Genomic DNA, 15,523 nt, shown 5'->3' with positions numbered 1-15,523 from the left:
CTGTGACCGGTCAGCCGCCCGCCGATCCCGGGACCACCCGGGTCGGGGCGGCGGGGTCGAGGGCCGCCTCCACCGCCACCTCCTCCACGCCGCGCAGCAGCCGTTCCGCCTGTTCCTCGGTGAAGCAGCCGAAGTCGAAGATGACCTGGAGGTAGACCGTCTCCGGCTGGTCCTCGACGGTGATGAACACCTGCTCGGGCAGGTGGTCCAGCGGGCCGTCCCAGACCAGGAACGTCTCGTCGGCGCGGCGGCGGATCCGCTCGGCGGTCACCGGGTCGTCGTGCAGCCCGACGTCGGCCGCCTGCCGCGTGGTCACCCGCCGGTCGTTGATCCGGCAGCTGATCCGGGCCGGGTATCCGCGTTCGGTGTCCAGCCGGTCGGAGACCTCCGCGAGCTGCGCCGGGTCGTAGTAGGCGTACTTCCCGGCCGACACCGCGGCCCGGCGGGCACGCGCCACCACCTCGTCCACAGTGGTGTCGGCGGTGTCGACGCGCAGCACGCCGTTCTGGCTCAGCGGGGCGATGGCCTCGGCGAAACCCGGCCGGAACCGGTTGCCGACGATGAGCTTGGCGGTGAGCGGACTGACGCCGGTGGCCCGGCCGATCGCGACCGCGATGACCGCCAGCAGCACGCGCGAGGTGTCGGTGCGGGTCCGCGCCGCGATGGCCCGCACCGCCAGGTACGCCGCCGGTGAGCTGAACCGGCCGTGCCAGTACCGGTGCCCCCGGCGCCCACCGGCGGCCGGCTCGCCGAACGTCAGCGGCGGGATGTCCCGCAGGTGCTCCGCCCAGTGCCGCACGGCCCGGTCGCTGACCCGGCGCAGCGGCGGCGTCTCCTCCCGCCGGCCCAGGTCGAGGATCTGCACGGTACGCGGGTCGGCGACCCGGCGGACCGGGCGGCCGGCGAGGCCCAGATCGGCCAGGAGCAGCGACGTGGCGGTGCCGTCGACCACGAGGTGGTCGATCGTGAGCACCCGGTGCACCAGGACGCCCCGGTGCCGGATCACCGCCATCTTCACCGACCAGTCGTGGTAGAGGTCGTAGTGGCTCAGCAGGCGGGCGTGGCCCAGGTCGTAGGCGAACGTGGCCACGTCGGCCGGGTCGGCGTCGTCGGGCACGTCCACCACGTCCAGGACCGTCTCGCCGGTGGCCGACACGACCTGGCACGGACCGCCGTCGCCCTCGCCCAGCCGCATCCGCAGCGCCGGGTGCCGGGCCATCAGCGCGGCGAACTCGGCCGCCACCTGCTCGACCGTGACGCCCGGCGGCACCGGGTGGGCGCCGCTGACGTTGTGCGTCCAGCCGGTCTCCCGCATGTCCTGCATGATCGCCTTCTGCCCCCAGGTCAGGGGCGCGACGCCGGCGCCCGGCCCGGCGAACGCGACGGGAACGTGGGCCTGGACCGTCTGCGCGAACACCGGTCAATGAGAGCAACGGGCATCGGTGTGTGTCAACGCGACGGCGCACCGTTACGCTGCCGTCCATGCGGGACACCGTACGGGTCTGGGTGCTTGCGGCCGGGGCGCCGCCGGACGTGCTGGCCCGGTACCGGGCGGTGCTCGACCCGGCCGAGCGGGCCCGGGCCGCGCGGCTCGCCGCCGACGGGCTGCGGGACCGGTTCACGGTGGCGCACGGCGCGCTGCGCGTGCTGGCCGGGCGGGCCACGGGCGCGCCACCGGCGGCGCTGACCTGGCGCCGCGGCCGGTACGGCAAACCGGCGCTGACCGGGCCGTGGCGCGGCCTGCACACCAGCCTGTCCTACTCCGGCGATCTGGTCGCGGTGGCGCTCAGCGACGGCCGCCCGGTCGGGGTGGACATCCAGCACGTCGTGCCGGGCGGGGACCCGGTGCCGGCGTCCGCGCGCTTCTTCCACCCCCGGGAGGCGCGGCACGTCGCCGCCGGCCCCGACCAGGCCGCCCGGGCGCGGCGGTTCGTGCGGCTGTGGGCCCGCAAGGAGGCGGCCGTCAAGGCGGCTGGGGGCCGGCTGTGGCCCAACCTCGGGATGCCGGTGGACCGGGCCGACGTGGTCGAGTGCGCCGACCCGGCCGGCCGGCACCGGCTCGCCGACCTGGTCGCGCCACAGGGGTACGCGGTGGCGGTGGCGCTGGCCGGCGACGAGCCGTACGCCGTCGAGTGTCGCACCGACCTCGGTGACTGCCCGTGACCACCATCGCACCCGTTGACACTCACCGATCTCCCCTGCTCTGATGACTCCATGCTGGAGCGCGTGATCGATCCGTGGGAGCCCCGGTGCTAGAACACGACGCGCCGCCCCGGGACCAGGTCGTGGACCGCCTGACCGTGCTGCTGACCCGGATGCTGCGGCCGGACGCGCCGGTCACCGAGCAGACCCAGCTGATGGACGAGCTCGGCCTCAGCTCCTCGCTCGGCCTGGAGTTGCTGCTGGCGCTGGAGGACGAGCTGGAGATCCAGATCGACGTCGAGGAGCTGGACGAGGACCGGATGGCGACGCTCGGGGACCTGGCCGACTACATCACCGCCAACTCCACCGCGCGCTGAGCATGCCCACAGCGGACCGGCCCAGCCTGAGCGTGGTGGTGCCCGCGCACGAGAACCCGTCCGCGCTCGACACCACGCTGCGCTCGCTGACCCGGCAGACGCTGCCGGCCGCCGACTTCGAGGTCGTCGTCGGCGACGACGGGTCGGCCGTCGCGCTGGGCCCGGTGGTGGACGCGTACCGGGGCCGGCTGCGGATCGAGTACGTGCGCAGCGACCGGAACCGGGGGCGCAGCGCCAACCGCAACGCGGCGGCGGCCCGGGCCCGCGCGGCCACGCTGATGTTCCTGGACGCCGACACGGTGGCGCACCCCACGCTGCTCAAGCGGCACCGCGACTTCCACGCCGGGCGCGCCGGCCGTCCCGGGGTGCTGCTCGGCCAGCGGTACGACCTGGACTGGGCCGGCGCGGACGCGCTGCGCCGCGGCGAGCCGGTCGTGCCGGCGATGCTGGACGCCGAGCGCGGCGACCCGCGGCTGGAGGACATCGCCCTCCCGCAGCGGATGGGCGACTTCCCGAGCGCGCCCTGGGTGCTGGGCCTGACCCACAACGCGTCGGTGGACCACGAGTCGTTCCGGCGGGTCGGTGGCTTCGACGAGGCGATGGTCAAGTGGGGCTTCGAGGACCTGGAGTTCTTCTACCGGGTGTTCCATCTGCACGGCGCCCCGCCGGAGCTGTTCCGGCTGGACGTCGACGCGCTCTCCTACCACCTCCCGCACTTCCGCAAGACGTCCAACGGGATCGCCTCGATGGACAACATGAAGTACCTGCTGCGCAAGCACCTGCGCTACGACGTCGAGGTGCTGTACGGGATCAACACGTTCGGCCGGCACCTGGGCCGGATCCGGCTCTACGGCGCGGCGATCGAGGCGTACCGCTCCGGTGGGCTGGGCCGGCCGGACGTGCTGCCCGGGTCGCTGCGCGACGAGCTGGCCACGAGCGCCGCGCTGGTCGTCGGCAACGGCGTGTCCGCGCTCGACCTGGGCCCCGGGTCGCACACGTTCGACCACGACGCGCCGGTCGGCGGGACGAACTCCCACCTGCTCGGCACCGTGCTCCAGCAGTTCAAGGCCGGCGCGCTGGACCTGATCGTCAACGTCGACATGTGGCGCTGCCTGCTCCCCGAGGACCTGCCGGCGTTCCTCACCCGGGGGCTGCTCAAGGCCGACCGGATCGAGCTGGTCGCCACCCGTACCGGCCTGGACCAGCGCGCTCTGCTGCCGGTGCCGCTCGTCGCCGACCTGGACTACGTGGCCGACATGCTGCGCCCGCACTTCAGCGTCGCCGTCGCCGCGTACGACGCGGCCACGGTGATCACGCTCCGCTGACCCGCCGCTCAGGCGGGCCGCGCCAGGACGAGGCTGACGTTGTGGCCGCCGAAGCCGAACGAGTTCGACAGCACCGCGTCCACCGTCGTCGCGCGTGCCCGCCCACGGATGTGGTCGACCTCGCCGTCGCGCTCCGGCTCGTCCAGGTTGCGGGTGGGCGGCAGCAGGCCGCGGCGCAGCGCCTCGACCGCGATCGCCGCCTCGATCACGCCGGAGACGCCGAGCATGTGCCCGGTGACGCCCTTCGTCGAACTCAGCGGCGGCGCTTCCGCGCCGTAGACGTCGGCGAGCGCGGCCAGCTCGGCGGCGTCCCCGGCCCGGGTGCTGGTGCCGTGCGCGTTGACGTACCCGATGTCGGCGGGCTCCAGACCGGCGTCGCGGACGGCCAGGCGCATGCACCGGGCCGCGCCGGCGCCGTCCGGACGCGGCGTGGTCGGATGGTGGGCGTCGTTGGTGGCGCCCCAGCCGAGCACGTCGGCGTGCCGGCGGGCGCCGCGCGCGGCGGCGTGCGCGGCGCGTTCCAGCACGAACACCCCGGCGCCCTCGCCGAGGACGAGCCCGTTGCGGCGGCGGTCGAAGGGGCGGCTCGCGGCGGCCGGGTCGGCCCAGCCGCGGGCGAGCGCCCGGGCGTTGCCGAACGCGTCGGCGAACGTCGGGAACAGCGGCGCCTCGGCGCATCCGGCGAGCACCACGTCCGCGTCGCCGGCGCGCAGGATGCGCAGCGCCTCGCCGATCGACTGCGCGCCGGCCGCGCACGCCGTGCCGATCGACGAGGTGTAGCCGTGGATGCCGAACTTGATCGCGATCCGGGCCGCGCCCATGTTGGGCAGCGTGCCGGGCAGCATGTACGGGCTGACCCCGAACCGTCCGCGCCCGGCGCGGGCGAGCACCTGTTCCTCCAGCGTGGACAGTCCGCCGACGCCGGAGACGACGACCGCCACCCGGTAGCTGTCGACGTCGTGGCCGATCCGCAGTCCGGCGTCGGCGAGCGCGTCCTCGGCCGCGCGCAGCACCATGACTATCGACCGGTCCACGACGCGGGACTCCGGGCCGGGCAGCACGGTGGCCGGATCGATCGCCGGGGCGAACGCGGCGACGTCGACGACGCCGTGCAGCGGATGGTCGTGCGGCGGCCGGGTGAGCCCGGAGCGGCCGTCGCAGACCGCGTCGAACACCTCGGCGGCGGTCGCGCCGACCGGGCTGACGAGCCCGATGCCGGTGACCGTGACCCGTTCGCGCACGCTCACCGGAACCGGCGCGCCGGGGCGTGACGCGGCCGGGTGCCGTGCCCTGGCATCGGTCAGTGCGCCGAGGCCGGGGCGATCCGCGCCGCGACCGCGCGGCTGAACTCGCCGACTGTCATCATCGCCAGCTCCTCCGCCTCGTCGTCGTCGAACGCGACCCCGAACCGGTCCTCCACCCGCACCGCGAGCTCGGCCAGGCCGAGGGAGTCCACGTCGAGCCCGGCCGGGCCGAAGACGGTGTCGTCGTCGACGTCGCCGACGTCGTACTTCATCTCGGTCAGTGCGGCGAGGAGGAACGCGCGGATCTCATCGGTCATGTCCGGTGTTTCCCTTCCACGGTGCCTGGCGGCGCGCTCGACCTGCTCGACGGAACCTGTGAGGCGCGGAGCGGACACTCCGCGTAGCATCGACCTTACTCGATCAGGTTGGTTTGACAAGGCACCCGATCGGTCAGCCGTACCGGCAGCCGGTCGTACCCGCGCAGCATCAGCGCGCGGCGCGGCCCCGGTTCGGCGGTCAGCGCCGGGAAGCGGTCCAGCAGGCGGGGCAGCACCAGCCGCCCCTCGGCCCGGGCCAGCGTCGCCCCGAAGCAGTAGTGCGGCCCGGCGCTGAACGCCAGGTGCCGGTTGTCGGCGCGGGACGGGTCGAACCGGTCCGGGTCGGGGAAGCGGCGCGGATCCCGGTTCGCCGCGCCGGTCAGCACGACCACCGTCCGCCCGGCCGGCACCGGCAGGCCGGCGACCTCGGTGTCCACCGCGGCGTACCGGACCGCGAAGTGCACCGGCGGCTCGTACCGCAGGATCTCCTCCACGTAGGACGCCGCCAGCGACGGGTCGGCGCGCAGCGCGGCCCGCGCGTCCGGCCGTTCGGTGAGCAGCACCAGCCCGTTGCCGAGCAGGTTCGCGGTGGTCCGGAACCCGGCGTTGTACATGATGATCAGGTTGGCGAGCAGCTCTTCGGCGGTCAGCCGGCCGGGTTCGTCGTCCAGGCCGCGCAGCAGCGCGGAGACGAAGTCGTCACGCGGGGTCGCCCGGCGCGCGGCGACCAGGTCGGTGAAGTACGCGGTCAGCTCCGCCGCCGCGACGTTGGCGGCCCGGACCTCGCGCATGGACCGGCGGCCGATCTCCAGCACCGCGTCGAACGCGCGGACCCGGGGCGGGAACCACTCCCGGTCCTCCTCCGGCACGCCCAGCAGCTCGCCGATGACGTCGCTGGGCAGCCGCAGCGCGAAGCGCGCCATGAAGTCGACGGGCCGGCCGTCCGCGCCCGCCTCGGCGAGCCGGTCGAGCAGGTCGTCGGCGATGCGCCCGATGGCCGGTTCCAGCGCGGCGACCCGGCGCGGGGTGAGCGCCTGGGAGAACAGGTGCCGGACCCGGAGGTGGTCGCGTTCGGCGGCGTTGAGCATGGACGACTGCAGGATCCGGGTCACCTGGTGCTGGCGCCAGCGGACGCCGGCCCGGTCCAGGTAGTCGGCGCCGAGCACCCGGAACACCGGGTCGCGCAGCACCCGGTTGACCGCTTCGTAGCCGTGCACGACGAGCGCGTGCGGGTCGCCCGGCCGCAGCCGGGCCGCCTCCCCCGCCTCGTGCAGCCGGGCGTAGAAGGGGTACGGGTCGCGCCGCACCTCGTCGCCGAGCAGCTCGTCGAGGGAGACGCGGACGCTCATGGCCACTCCTCGCGGTCACCGCATTCCCGTGACCATAGACTCACCGGCGCCGATGTGTCCACGGGACGTCCGGCGGTCAGTCCGGGCCCGCCCCGCAGGCGTCCTCGCGTACGCCGGCGAGCATGTCGGCGGTCGTGTGCGCCTGGATGCCGGGCGGCACCGGATCGGCGAACCGCGCGACTACCGCCCGCACGTGCCGTTGCGCGGGTTCGGCCAGTCCGTCGTAGACGGCGGTGAACAGGTCCCGGGCCGGCCGGCGCAGCCATCCGGCCGGAAGCAGCTCCAGCGGCAGCCGCGGGTCGAGCGTGGGGAACCGCCGGTAGGTGTCCATCACCTCGGTGCGGGCCCGCACCGCCGCCGGACCGTCGACCGACTCCAGCCGGGACGCCAGCGGGGTCCACCGGCGCAGGAAATCCTCGTACTGGGCGCTGATCGCAGCGATGTCCCAGGCGTCGACGGGGGCGCGCTGGCCGGTCACGTCGAGCGCGTCCTGCCGGCCCCGGAACACGGTGACCGCGCCGGGCGCGAGCTGCGCCAGTCGCGACCGGGCCGGCTCCGCCAGCTCGTACGGGGAGATCCACAGCCCGTCGTACAGCGGCGCGAAGCCGAGCCAGCGCAGTTGCCCGCGCAGGGCGCGGCGCTGCGTGCCGCGGTCCTGCGGCAGCGAGAACGCGACCACCGTCCAGCACCCGTCCCACGCCTGCGTGTCGGCGGTGGAGGCGACGATCCAGCTCCCGCCGGCGGAGAGGTCGGCGGCGGCGCCACGACTGAGCCGGTAGAAGCTGTTGCGGCCCTGCCGGCTGCCCTCCAGCACGCCGCGCCGGGCCAGCCGGCTGATCGCGGTACGCGCGCCGGCGCTCGTCACCCCGGTCTCGGCGAGCAGCTCGACGATCGCGGCGGACGGCAGCGGGGCCCGGGTACGCAGCGTGTAGTCGGCCAGGAGGGTCACCGCCACGCTCTGCGGCGAGGTGCCGGCCTGCCGCCGGGGCAGCCGTGGCGTGGGCGCCTCGTCCGGGTAGATCTCCTCGATGTCGAACGGGCTTGGCACACGCGCTCCGGGCTCGGCTCAGGGACGGAGCATCGACTCTAGACGAACGCCGCCGCAGCGTATCGGCGTGCTTCGATTGACAGTTCACCGCCCGACGGGAACACTATGTGCCATATGAGCGCGGAGCCGGGCCGGGCAAGCCACATTCCGTGAGCGAGGCGCGACACCGCTGCCGTCCGGGCGGCCGGCGCGGCGCGTGACCGCTCATTCCCGCCTGCACACAGGCGATCGAAGGAGTCTCCGTGAGAATCAGAGCCAAGATGGTGGTGGCCCTGGCCGCGTCGCTGGTGGCGGCCGGCCTGGTGATCCCCACCGTGCAACCCGCGTACGCGGCGTCACTGGCCGAGGTGACCAGCTTCGGCGACAACCCCGGGCGCATGCGCATGCACGTCTACGTGCCGGACAACCGCCCGTCCCGGCCGGCCACGGTGGTGGCCATGCACGGCTGCGGCGGTTCCGGCCCCGGCTTCTACTCCGGCAGCGAGTTCGCCGGGCTGGCCGACCGGTACGGCTTCATCGTGATCTATCCCAGCGCGACCCAGCAGGCCGGGTTCGGCAACTGCTTCGACACCTGGTCCGACGCGGCCAAGCGCCGCGGCGGCGGCAGTGACCCGGTGTCGCTCATCTCGATGGTCCGCTACGTGCAGCAGCAGTACGGCGCCGACCCGGACCGGGTCTACGCCACCGGCAGCTCGTCCGGCGGCATGATGACCAACCACATGCTGGCGCTCTACCCGGACGTCTTCAAGGCGGGCGCGGCGTTCATGGGGGTGCCGTTCAACTGCTTCGCCGGCGCCTCCGACTACCCGCCCGGGTCCAGCCAGTGCACCGGCGGGAACATGAACCGCACCCCGCAGCAGTGGGGTGACGCGGTCCGCCAGGCGTACCCCGGCTACACCGGGCCGCGTCCCCGCGTGCAGCTGTGGCACGGCACCAACGACACGCTCGTGCCGTACTCGCTGCTGCAGGAGACGATCGAGCAGTGGACGAACGTGTTCGGGCTCAGCCAGAACCCCACCTCCACCGACACGCCGCAGTCCGGCTGGAACCGGCGGCGCTACGCCGACTCCACCGGCACCGTGCAGGTCGAGGCGTACAGCATCCAGGGCGCCGGGCACAGCCTGCCGTCGTCCGGCATGGCCGCGGCGGCGATCGCCTTCTTCGGCCTGACCAGCACGCCCGGGCCGACCACGCCCCCGCCGGGACCGACCACTCCGCCGCCGGGGCCGACCACGCCCCCGCCCGGCCCCACCACCCCGCCGCCGGGACCGACCACGCCGCCGCCCGGCACCGGCGCCTGCTCGGTGCGCATCGAGCTGAACGCCTGGAACAACGGCCTGACCGAGAACATCACCATCAGCAACACCGGCTCGACCGCGGTGAACGGCTGGTCGCTGGCGTTCACGCTGCCCGGCGGCCAGACCATCACCTCCGGCTGGAACGCCTCGTACTCCCCCTCCTCGGGCCAGGTGACGGCGCGCAACGTCTCCTACAACGCGGCCATCCCGGCCGGCGGCTCGACCACCATCGGCTTCCAGGCCACGCACACCGGCAACGCCGGGCGGCCCAGCTCGTTCACCCTCAACGGCCAGTCCTGCACGCTCACCTGACCGGCGTACCCCGACCCCGGTGACGTCCGGACGGCGGCCCCGCGACCCCGCGTCGCGGGGCCGCCGGCTACCCGGCCGGCGGGGCGGGTTCCGGAGCCCCGCCGCGGCTGATCCGCAGCGTCAACACGTCGGTGCGAACCGTGATGTGGCCGTGGAACAGCGCCGCTCCGCCCGTCCCGTAACCGACCTGGGTCGCGGTGACCAGCGGATGTCCGACCGCCACGCCGAGCCGCTCGGTGGCCTCGTCGTCGGCGAGCACCGCGGTGAGTTCGATCTCCGCCCGCCGCACCGGCATGCCGGTCGCGCTGGCCAGGAACTCGAACATGTCCAGGTCGATGCTGAGCAGCCCGGACGGGTCGAGGTCGCGGCCGTCGAACCGCAGCGGCAGGTGATCACGGATCCAGGCCGCCGGGACCCCGTCCACGGCGAAGAGCCGGTCGACCCGCCACACCGGCGAGCCCGGCTCCAGTCCGAGGACGCGCGCGCAGTCGGCCGGGCACTTCGCCCGGCTGACCGACGCGTCCTGAAGCGTCGGACGGTGACCCGTGGCGGTGATCCGGTCCCGCAGCGCGGTGACGTCACCGATGGACACCGGCACCCGCTCGGCGTCGTCGTGCACGAAGGTGCCGATCCCCCAGGTCCGGGTCACCACCCCCTCGGCGGCGAGCTGCCCCAGCACCTCGCGCACCGTCGCGCGGCTGACCTCCAGACGATCGGCCAGGTCCCGCTCGTTGGGCAGCTTCTCACCCGACCGGAACTCGCTGCCGATCAGCTGCCGCAGCCGCCCGTGCGCCGCCTGTAGCGCGGTTTCCCGCCGAGCCATCCGCCCTCACCTCATCACTGCCCGCCGCCGCGTCGGCGTACGGAGTGTAGTTCGTCCACGTCCGCTCGGACGATCACCGGCACGGCCTCACCACACCTGCTCCAGTACCCGGATGGTGTTGCCGCCGATCACCTTGGCGATCTCGTCGTCGGAGTAGTCGTGCGCCACCAGCCAGCCCACGATGTTCCCGAACGCCTCGCCCGGATTCTCCAGCCCGGACACGTACTCCACCCGCGGGTGCTGCGGACGGTTCCCGGCGTCGTGGGCGTAGTTGCCGGCGTAGGTGTCGTGCACCCCCACGTGGTCGCCGAACATGGTGTCCGGGCCGAACGTGACGTGGTCGATGCCGACCAGGTCCACGCAGTAGGTGAAGTGGTCCATCACCGACTCGATCGAGTGGTGCTGGTGCGCCTGCGAGAGCGTGGTGTGCGGGGCGGCCTCGATGCCGATCACGCCACCCCGCTCGGCGCAGGCCCGGATCACCTCGTCCGGCTTCATCCGGGAGGTGTCCCAGACCGAGCGGGCGCCGGCGTGGGTGATGAACACCGGCACCCGGCTGGCCTCGATGACATCCAGGCAGGTCTGGTCGCCGGAGTGCGAGATGTCGATGGCGATCCCGAGCTTGTTCATCCGGTCCACCGCCCGGCGGCCGAAGTGCGTCAGCCCGCCGTCGTGCTTCTCCGACAGGCCCCCGCCGAGCATGTTCGCCTGGCTGTACGCGATGCCGAGCTGGCGTACGCCGAAGCCGTAGAGGATGTCGATCCGGTCCAGCTCGTTCTCGATCGGGCTGCTGCACTCCAGGCCCGCGACCAGGGCCAGCCGGCCGTCCCGCTTCGCGGCGTGGATGTCGTCCAGGGACGTGGCCAGGAAGACGTGGTCCTGCTTGTAGAGGTCACTCATCCGCATCCCGAGGGCGTAGACGAGGTCGTTCCACTTCCAGCCGTTCTCGCTCGTCACGCAGGAGGCGCCGGCCATGAAGTTGTCGAAGACGGCGGTCAGGCCGGAGCGCGCCAGCCCCTCGTATCCGGTGCGCTGGCGGGCGGTGCGGTTGTAGGCCCGCAGCTCGCTGACGTCGGCCGGCAGGACCACCGGATGCTCGTGCAGCGAGATGGCGGCGTGCTCGGTGAGCAGCCGCGTCACCCGCGCACGCTGAGCGTCGGTCAGGCCGAGGTCGTGCTCCGGCACCCGGCCGATCTCCTCGGCCAGCGTGAACACCCGGTAGTCCGAGTGCGGCTCCAGGTACGAGTACGACCTGTGACCCTTGTACCGGGGGGCGGGTTCTTGCAGCAAGACGCTTCTCCTTTGGACGATCGCCGGCCGTCACGCGGCCAGCGGGAAGTGGCAGGCGACCGGATGCGCGCCGGCGGCCAGCGGTGGTTCGGTGGTGGCACAGGTGTCGGCCGCCTGCCAGCAACGGGTCCGGAACCGGCAGCCCGAGGGCGGATCCACCGGACTGGGCGGGTCGCCGGCCAGCAGGATCCGCTGCCGCCCCTGCCGGCCGGCCGGGTCCGGCACCGGCACCGCCGACAGCAGCGCCCGGGTGTACGGGTGCCGGGGCGACTCGTAGAGGCTGACCTCGGGGCCGGTCTCCACGAGCTTGCCCAGGTACATCACTGCCACCCGGTCGGAGATGTGGCGCACCACGGACAGGTCGTGGGCGATGAAGACGTACGCCACGCCGAGTTCCTCCTGGAGCCGCTCCAGGAGGTTGACCACCTGCGCCTGGACCGACACGTCCAGGGCGGAGACGGGCTCGTCGCAGACGATGACGTCGGGGCTCAGCGCGAGCGCCCGGGCGATGCCGATGCGCTGGCGCTGCCCGCCGGAGAACTGGTGCGGGTAGCGGTCCAGGTGCAGGCCGGGGTCGAGACCGACCAGGTCGAGCAGCTCCTTGATCCGCTCGATCCGGCGCCGGCGGTCCAGCACGTCCGGATGGATCTCGAACGGCTGGAGCAGGATCTCCCGGATCGTGCGGCGGGGGTTCAGCGACGTGTACGGGTCCTGGAGCACGATCTGGATCCGCCGGCGCAGGGCCCGCAGCTCCCGTCCCCTGGCCTGGTGCACCACTGACGTGCCGAAGCGCACCGCGCCGGAGGTGGGCTGCTCCAGCCCGACGAGCATGCGGGCCAGCGTGCTCTTGCCGCAGCCGGACTCGCCCACCACGCCGAGCGTCTCGCCCCGGCGCAGGTCGAAGGAGACACCGTCGACGGCCTTGACCACGCCGCCGGAGGTGAACGGGACCCGTCCCTTGACCGGGAAGTGCTTGACCAGGTTCTCGACCCGCAGCACGACCTCATCGCCGGGTGGCATCGAGCACCTCCTCGTGGTGGTGACAGGCGCTGGCGCGATCGGCCGGCAGCGCCAGCAGCGGCGGCAGGACGACCCGGCACTCGTCGGTGGCCCGGGGGCAACGCAGGTGGAACGGGCAGCCGGCAGGGAGCCGAGCCGGGTTGGGCGGAGCGCCGGGAATCGCGTAGAGCTGCTCGTCGCGCCGGTCCACCCGGGGCATCGAGTTGAGCAGCCCCTCGGTGTAGGGGTGCGCCGGACCGGCGAAGATCTGCTCGACGGTGCCCCGTTCGACGATCCGGCCGGCGTACATCACCGCCACGTCGTCGGCGACCTCGGCGACCACCCCCAGGTCGTGGGTGATCAGCAGCAGGCCCATTCCGCTGTCCCGCTGGATCTCCGCGAGCAACTCCATCACCTGGGCCTGCACCGTCACGTCCAGCGCGGTGGTGGGCTCGTCCGCGATCAGCAGGTCCGGTTCCAGGGCGATGGCCAGCGCGATCATGATGCGCTGGCGCATGCCCCCGGAGAACTGGTGCGGATAGTCCCGCATCCGGTCCTTGGCCGCCGGGATCCGCACCCGGTCGACCAGTTCGACGGCGCGGCGGCGGGCGTCGGCCCGGGACATGCCCCGCCGGACCCGCAGCACCTCCACGATCTGGTGCCCGACGGTGAAGACCGGGTTGAGCGCGGCCATCGCGTCCTGGAAGACCATCCCGATCTCCTCGCCGCTGACCCGCTCCCGCTGCTTGCGTGACAGGGTCAGCAGTTCCCTGCCCCGCAGCTGGACCGAGCCGCTGACCGTCGCCGGCGGCACGTCGAGGATGCCCGTCACCGCCTGCGCGGTGACGCTCTTGCCGGAGCCGGACTCACCGAGGATGGCCAGGGTCTGCCCCGACTCGATCCGCAGCGACACCCCGTTCACCGCGTTGACCGGCCCGGTCGGACCGGGGAACGCGACCTTCAGGTCGGCGATCTCCAGCAGGCTCATCGGAGCACTCCGGCGCGGCTGAGGAAGTCCCGCACCACCTGCTGGAACAGCTCCGGCTCCTCCAGTTGCGGCGAGTGGCCGGAGGACTCGAAGACCACCAGCTCGCCGCGGGGCACCAGGTCCGCGATGACCTGCGAGGCGGCCACCGGGGTACGCCAGTCGTGCCGGCCCACCGTCACCAGGGTCGGGCACGTGATCGACGGCAGCTTCGGCTTCAGGTCGTAGCGGGGCATGTTCTGCCCGAAGGCGGCGTTGTGGGTGCGGTAGTGGAACCGGGTGGCGGCCAGCCGCGCCTCGTCCTTTGCCGGGTCGTGCTGGTGGTCGTAGAGCGGCAGGATCGCTTTCCAGTACTCGCGCAACTGCTCGTTGCTCTCGAACCGGCCGGTGCCGATCCGGTCGATGACCCACTCCGGGATCACCGAACGGTCGGTGTTACGGGCCCGCTCCACCGCGAGGTGGTCGTGCGCGGTGTCCGCGGCGGTGTCCCGCAGCACCAGCGCGGAGACCCGCTCCGGGTGGGCGATGGCGTACTCCATGGCGATGAACCCGCCGTACGAGCCGCCGGCCATGACGATCGTCTCGTAGCCGAAGTGCGCGCGGATGGCGTCCACGTCGGCCACCCACTGCTCGTGGGTGAACGGTTCGTCGTCGCTGGACTCGCCGGAGCCGCGGGCGTCGAAGACGATGACCCGCATGCGGTCGGCGAACGGGCCGAACGAGCGCTTCGGCTCCTGGCGGGAGCCGAGGCCCGGCGCACCGTGGTGCACGATCATCGCCGGGCCGTCGACCGGGCCGAACGCCTCGACGACCAGTTCCGCTCCGTTGATTCTCATCGGACCCCCTCGATGATGTTGGACGCCAGGTCACGCGGGTACCGGGTGAGCCGGCGCGGGCCGTCGTCCTGTACCAGGACCGTGTCGGAGATGCGGTAGCCGGCGTGGCCGGGCACGTAGACGCCGGGCTCGCTGGACAGCAGCATCCCGGGGGCCAGCACGGTGTGGTCGCCGTCCTCGACCCAGGGCGCCTCGTGGTTCTGCAGCCCGATGCCGTGGCCCTGCCGGTGCCGGATGTAGTCGCCCAGGCCCCGGTCCCGCAGGACGTCCAGGCAGATCCGGTTGACCTCGGCGCAGGTACGCCCGGCGATCATCGCCTGGGTGCCCACCTCCTGCGCCTCCCGGTCGGCCTCGTAGTAGCGCACCTGCTCGGCGGTGGGCTCGCCGATGACGAACGTCCGCTCGCTCTCCACGAACCGGCTGGCCACCGCCGCGCCGAGGGAGAGGATCAGGGTGTCGCCCGGCTGGAGCCGCCGACGGGTCGGCAGGCCGTGCGGCAGGGCGGAGTTCGGGCCGGCGTAGACCAGCCCGCCGGCCAGCTTGGTGGTGTAGACGACCAGGTCGTACTCGGCGTACATCCGGTCGGTGCCGAAGCCGATCACGTGCCGGGCGATCTCGTCCTCACGCGGCAGCGGCCGCCCGGCGGCGAGCGCCTCCTCGATCAGGGCCCGTCCGGCGGCCAGCATCTCGTCGCAGATCCGCGCGGCCGCCTCGTGGAACGGGATCTCCTCGGGGAACTTGCGCAGCCGCAGCTCGGCGACCGCGTCGGTGGTCTCCAGCGTGGCCCCGCCGATGGCCCGGGACAGCGCCCGGAACGCGCCGACCGAAAGGCCCGCGCCCACGCCGATACGGCGGACCGGACCGCCCGGACGGGACAGCGCCGAGGCGAGCGTCTCCTCGGCGGTGACCACGCCCGGGTACTCGAAGTACGTGACGGTCTGGACCGTCACGCCCTGCTGGGCCGCGTACTCCTCGTCGAGGCGCGGGATCACCAGCAGCGGATCCCCCGTCCGCGGCAGCCAGAGGTACACCGGACGTTCGGTGGCGATGTAGAAGAAGCCACTGAGGAAGGCGACCTCCGCCGGCGAGGTGGCCAGGAACCCGTCCAGCCCTCGTTGTTCGAGCGCCTCGGCGAGCCGGCCACGGACGCTGTGGTAGAAGCTCTCGGGCAGTCGCAT

At 73.2% G+C, this 15,523-nt stretch carries 15 protein-coding genes; 4 read left to right on the top strand and 11 right to left on the bottom strand.

Annotated elements, in window-relative coordinates; genetic code table 11:
- Window positions 1-10: 10 nt before the first annotated feature.
- Complete coding sequence (locus HA073_RS10210; protein WP_166456230.1) at window positions 11-1,417, bottom strand: condensation domain-containing protein; 1,407 nt, start codon at window positions 1,415-1,417, stop codon at window positions 11-13.
- 65 nt (window positions 1,418-1,482) lie between these two features.
- Here HA073_RS10210 and HA073_RS10205 point away from each other — a divergent pair, with 65 nt between their 5' ends.
- The 3 genes from HA073_RS10205 (at window position 1,483) to HA073_RS10195 (ending at window position 3,844) form a co-directional block, all read left to right on the top strand.
- On the top strand, window positions 1,483-2,163 hold the full coding sequence (locus tag HA073_RS10205; protein ID WP_064445593.1) for a 4'-phosphopantetheinyl transferase superfamily protein: 681 nt from the start codon (window positions 1,483-1,485) through the stop codon (window positions 2,161-2,163).
- An 86-nt stretch (window positions 2,164-2,249) separates the two neighbouring features.
- Window positions 2,250-2,519 carry a phosphopantetheine-binding protein gene (locus tag HA073_RS10200; protein ID WP_030499105.1) on the top strand — a complete coding sequence of 90 codons (270 nt, stop codon included), beginning with the start codon at window positions 2,250-2,252 and terminating at the stop codon, window positions 2,517-2,519.
- A gap of 2 nt (window positions 2,520-2,521) precedes the next feature.
- On the top strand, window positions 2,522-3,844 hold the full coding sequence (locus HA073_RS10195; RefSeq protein WP_113972976.1) for a glycosyltransferase family 2 protein: 1,323 nt from the start codon (window positions 2,522-2,524) through the stop codon (window positions 3,842-3,844).
- Between the two features lie 8 nt (window positions 3,845-3,852).
- Here the strand turns inward: HA073_RS10195 and HA073_RS10190 are convergent, their stop codons facing one another.
- The 4 genes from HA073_RS10190 to HA073_RS10175 form a co-directional block, all read right to left on the bottom strand.
- Complete coding sequence (locus HA073_RS10190) at window positions 3,853-5,091, bottom strand: beta-ketoacyl synthase (RefSeq protein ID WP_043323254.1); 1,239 nt, start codon at window positions 5,089-5,091, stop codon at window positions 3,853-3,855.
- 53 nt (window positions 5,092-5,144) lie between these two features.
- Window positions 5,145-5,405, bottom strand: a complete 261-nt coding sequence (locus tag HA073_RS10185; protein WP_030499102.1) for an acyl carrier protein — start codon at window positions 5,403-5,405, stop codon at window positions 5,145-5,147.
- A 95-nt stretch (window positions 5,406-5,500) separates the two neighbouring features.
- A complete protein-coding gene (locus tag HA073_RS10180) occupies window positions 5,501-6,754 on the bottom strand; it encodes a cytochrome P450 (protein ID WP_166456229.1) in 1,254 nt (417 codons plus the stop codon).
- Between the two features lie 76 nt (window positions 6,755-6,830).
- Window positions 6,831-7,802 carry a PaaX family transcriptional regulator C-terminal domain-containing protein gene (locus tag HA073_RS10175; RefSeq protein WP_064445590.1) on the bottom strand — a complete coding sequence of 324 codons (972 nt, stop codon included), beginning with the start codon at window positions 7,800-7,802 and terminating at the stop codon, window positions 6,831-6,833.
- Between the two features lie 242 nt (window positions 7,803-8,044).
- Between HA073_RS10175 and HA073_RS10170 the strand changes: the two genes are divergently transcribed.
- Complete coding sequence (locus HA073_RS10170) at window positions 8,045-9,412, top strand: PHB depolymerase family esterase (protein ID WP_082930904.1); 1,368 nt, start codon at window positions 8,045-8,047, stop codon at window positions 9,410-9,412.
- Between the two features lie 67 nt (window positions 9,413-9,479).
- Here the strand turns inward: HA073_RS10170 and HA073_RS10165 are convergent, their stop codons facing one another.
- From HA073_RS10165 to HA073_RS10140, 6 genes are all read right to left on the bottom strand, one after another.
- Complete coding sequence (locus HA073_RS10165; RefSeq protein ID WP_064445588.1) at window positions 9,480-10,235, bottom strand: GntR family transcriptional regulator; 756 nt, start codon at window positions 10,233-10,235, stop codon at window positions 9,480-9,482.
- Window positions 10,236-10,322: 87 nt separating this feature from the next.
- Window positions 10,323-11,525, bottom strand: a complete 1,203-nt coding sequence (locus HA073_RS10160) for a dipeptidase (RefSeq protein ID WP_198033260.1) — start codon at window positions 11,523-11,525, stop codon at window positions 10,323-10,325.
- Between the two features lie 30 nt (window positions 11,526-11,555).
- Window positions 11,556-12,545: an ABC transporter ATP-binding protein gene (locus HA073_RS10155; RefSeq protein WP_043323250.1), complete on the bottom strand. Its 990-nt coding sequence runs from the start codon at window positions 12,543-12,545 to the stop codon at window positions 11,556-11,558.
- Window positions 12,529-13,512, bottom strand: coding sequence for an ABC transporter ATP-binding protein (locus tag HA073_RS10150; protein WP_043323248.1), 984 nt, complete (start codon window positions 13,510-13,512; stop codon window positions 12,529-12,531). The genes HA073_RS10155 and HA073_RS10150 overlap by 17 nt, the downstream gene beginning before the upstream one ends.
- Window positions 13,509-14,345: an alpha/beta fold hydrolase gene (locus HA073_RS10145; RefSeq protein WP_043323247.1), complete on the bottom strand. Its 837-nt coding sequence runs from the start codon at window positions 14,343-14,345 to the stop codon at window positions 13,509-13,511. Before HA073_RS10145 ends, HA073_RS10150 begins: the two co-directional genes overlap by 4 nt.
- Window positions 14,342-15,523 (bottom strand): Xaa-Pro peptidase family protein, encoded by a 1,182-nt coding sequence (locus tag HA073_RS10140; protein WP_166456228.1) that lies wholly within the window; start codon window positions 15,521-15,523, stop codon window positions 14,342-14,344. The genes HA073_RS10145 and HA073_RS10140 overlap by 4 nt, the downstream gene beginning before the upstream one ends.

This window comes from Micromonospora sp. CMU55-4, from assembly GCF_011602315.1.
Taxonomy (GTDB): domain Bacteria; phylum Actinomycetota; class Actinomycetes; order Mycobacteriales; family Micromonosporaceae; genus Micromonospora; species Micromonospora chalcea.
This window is presented reverse-complemented; position numbering and strand designations above follow the sequence as displayed.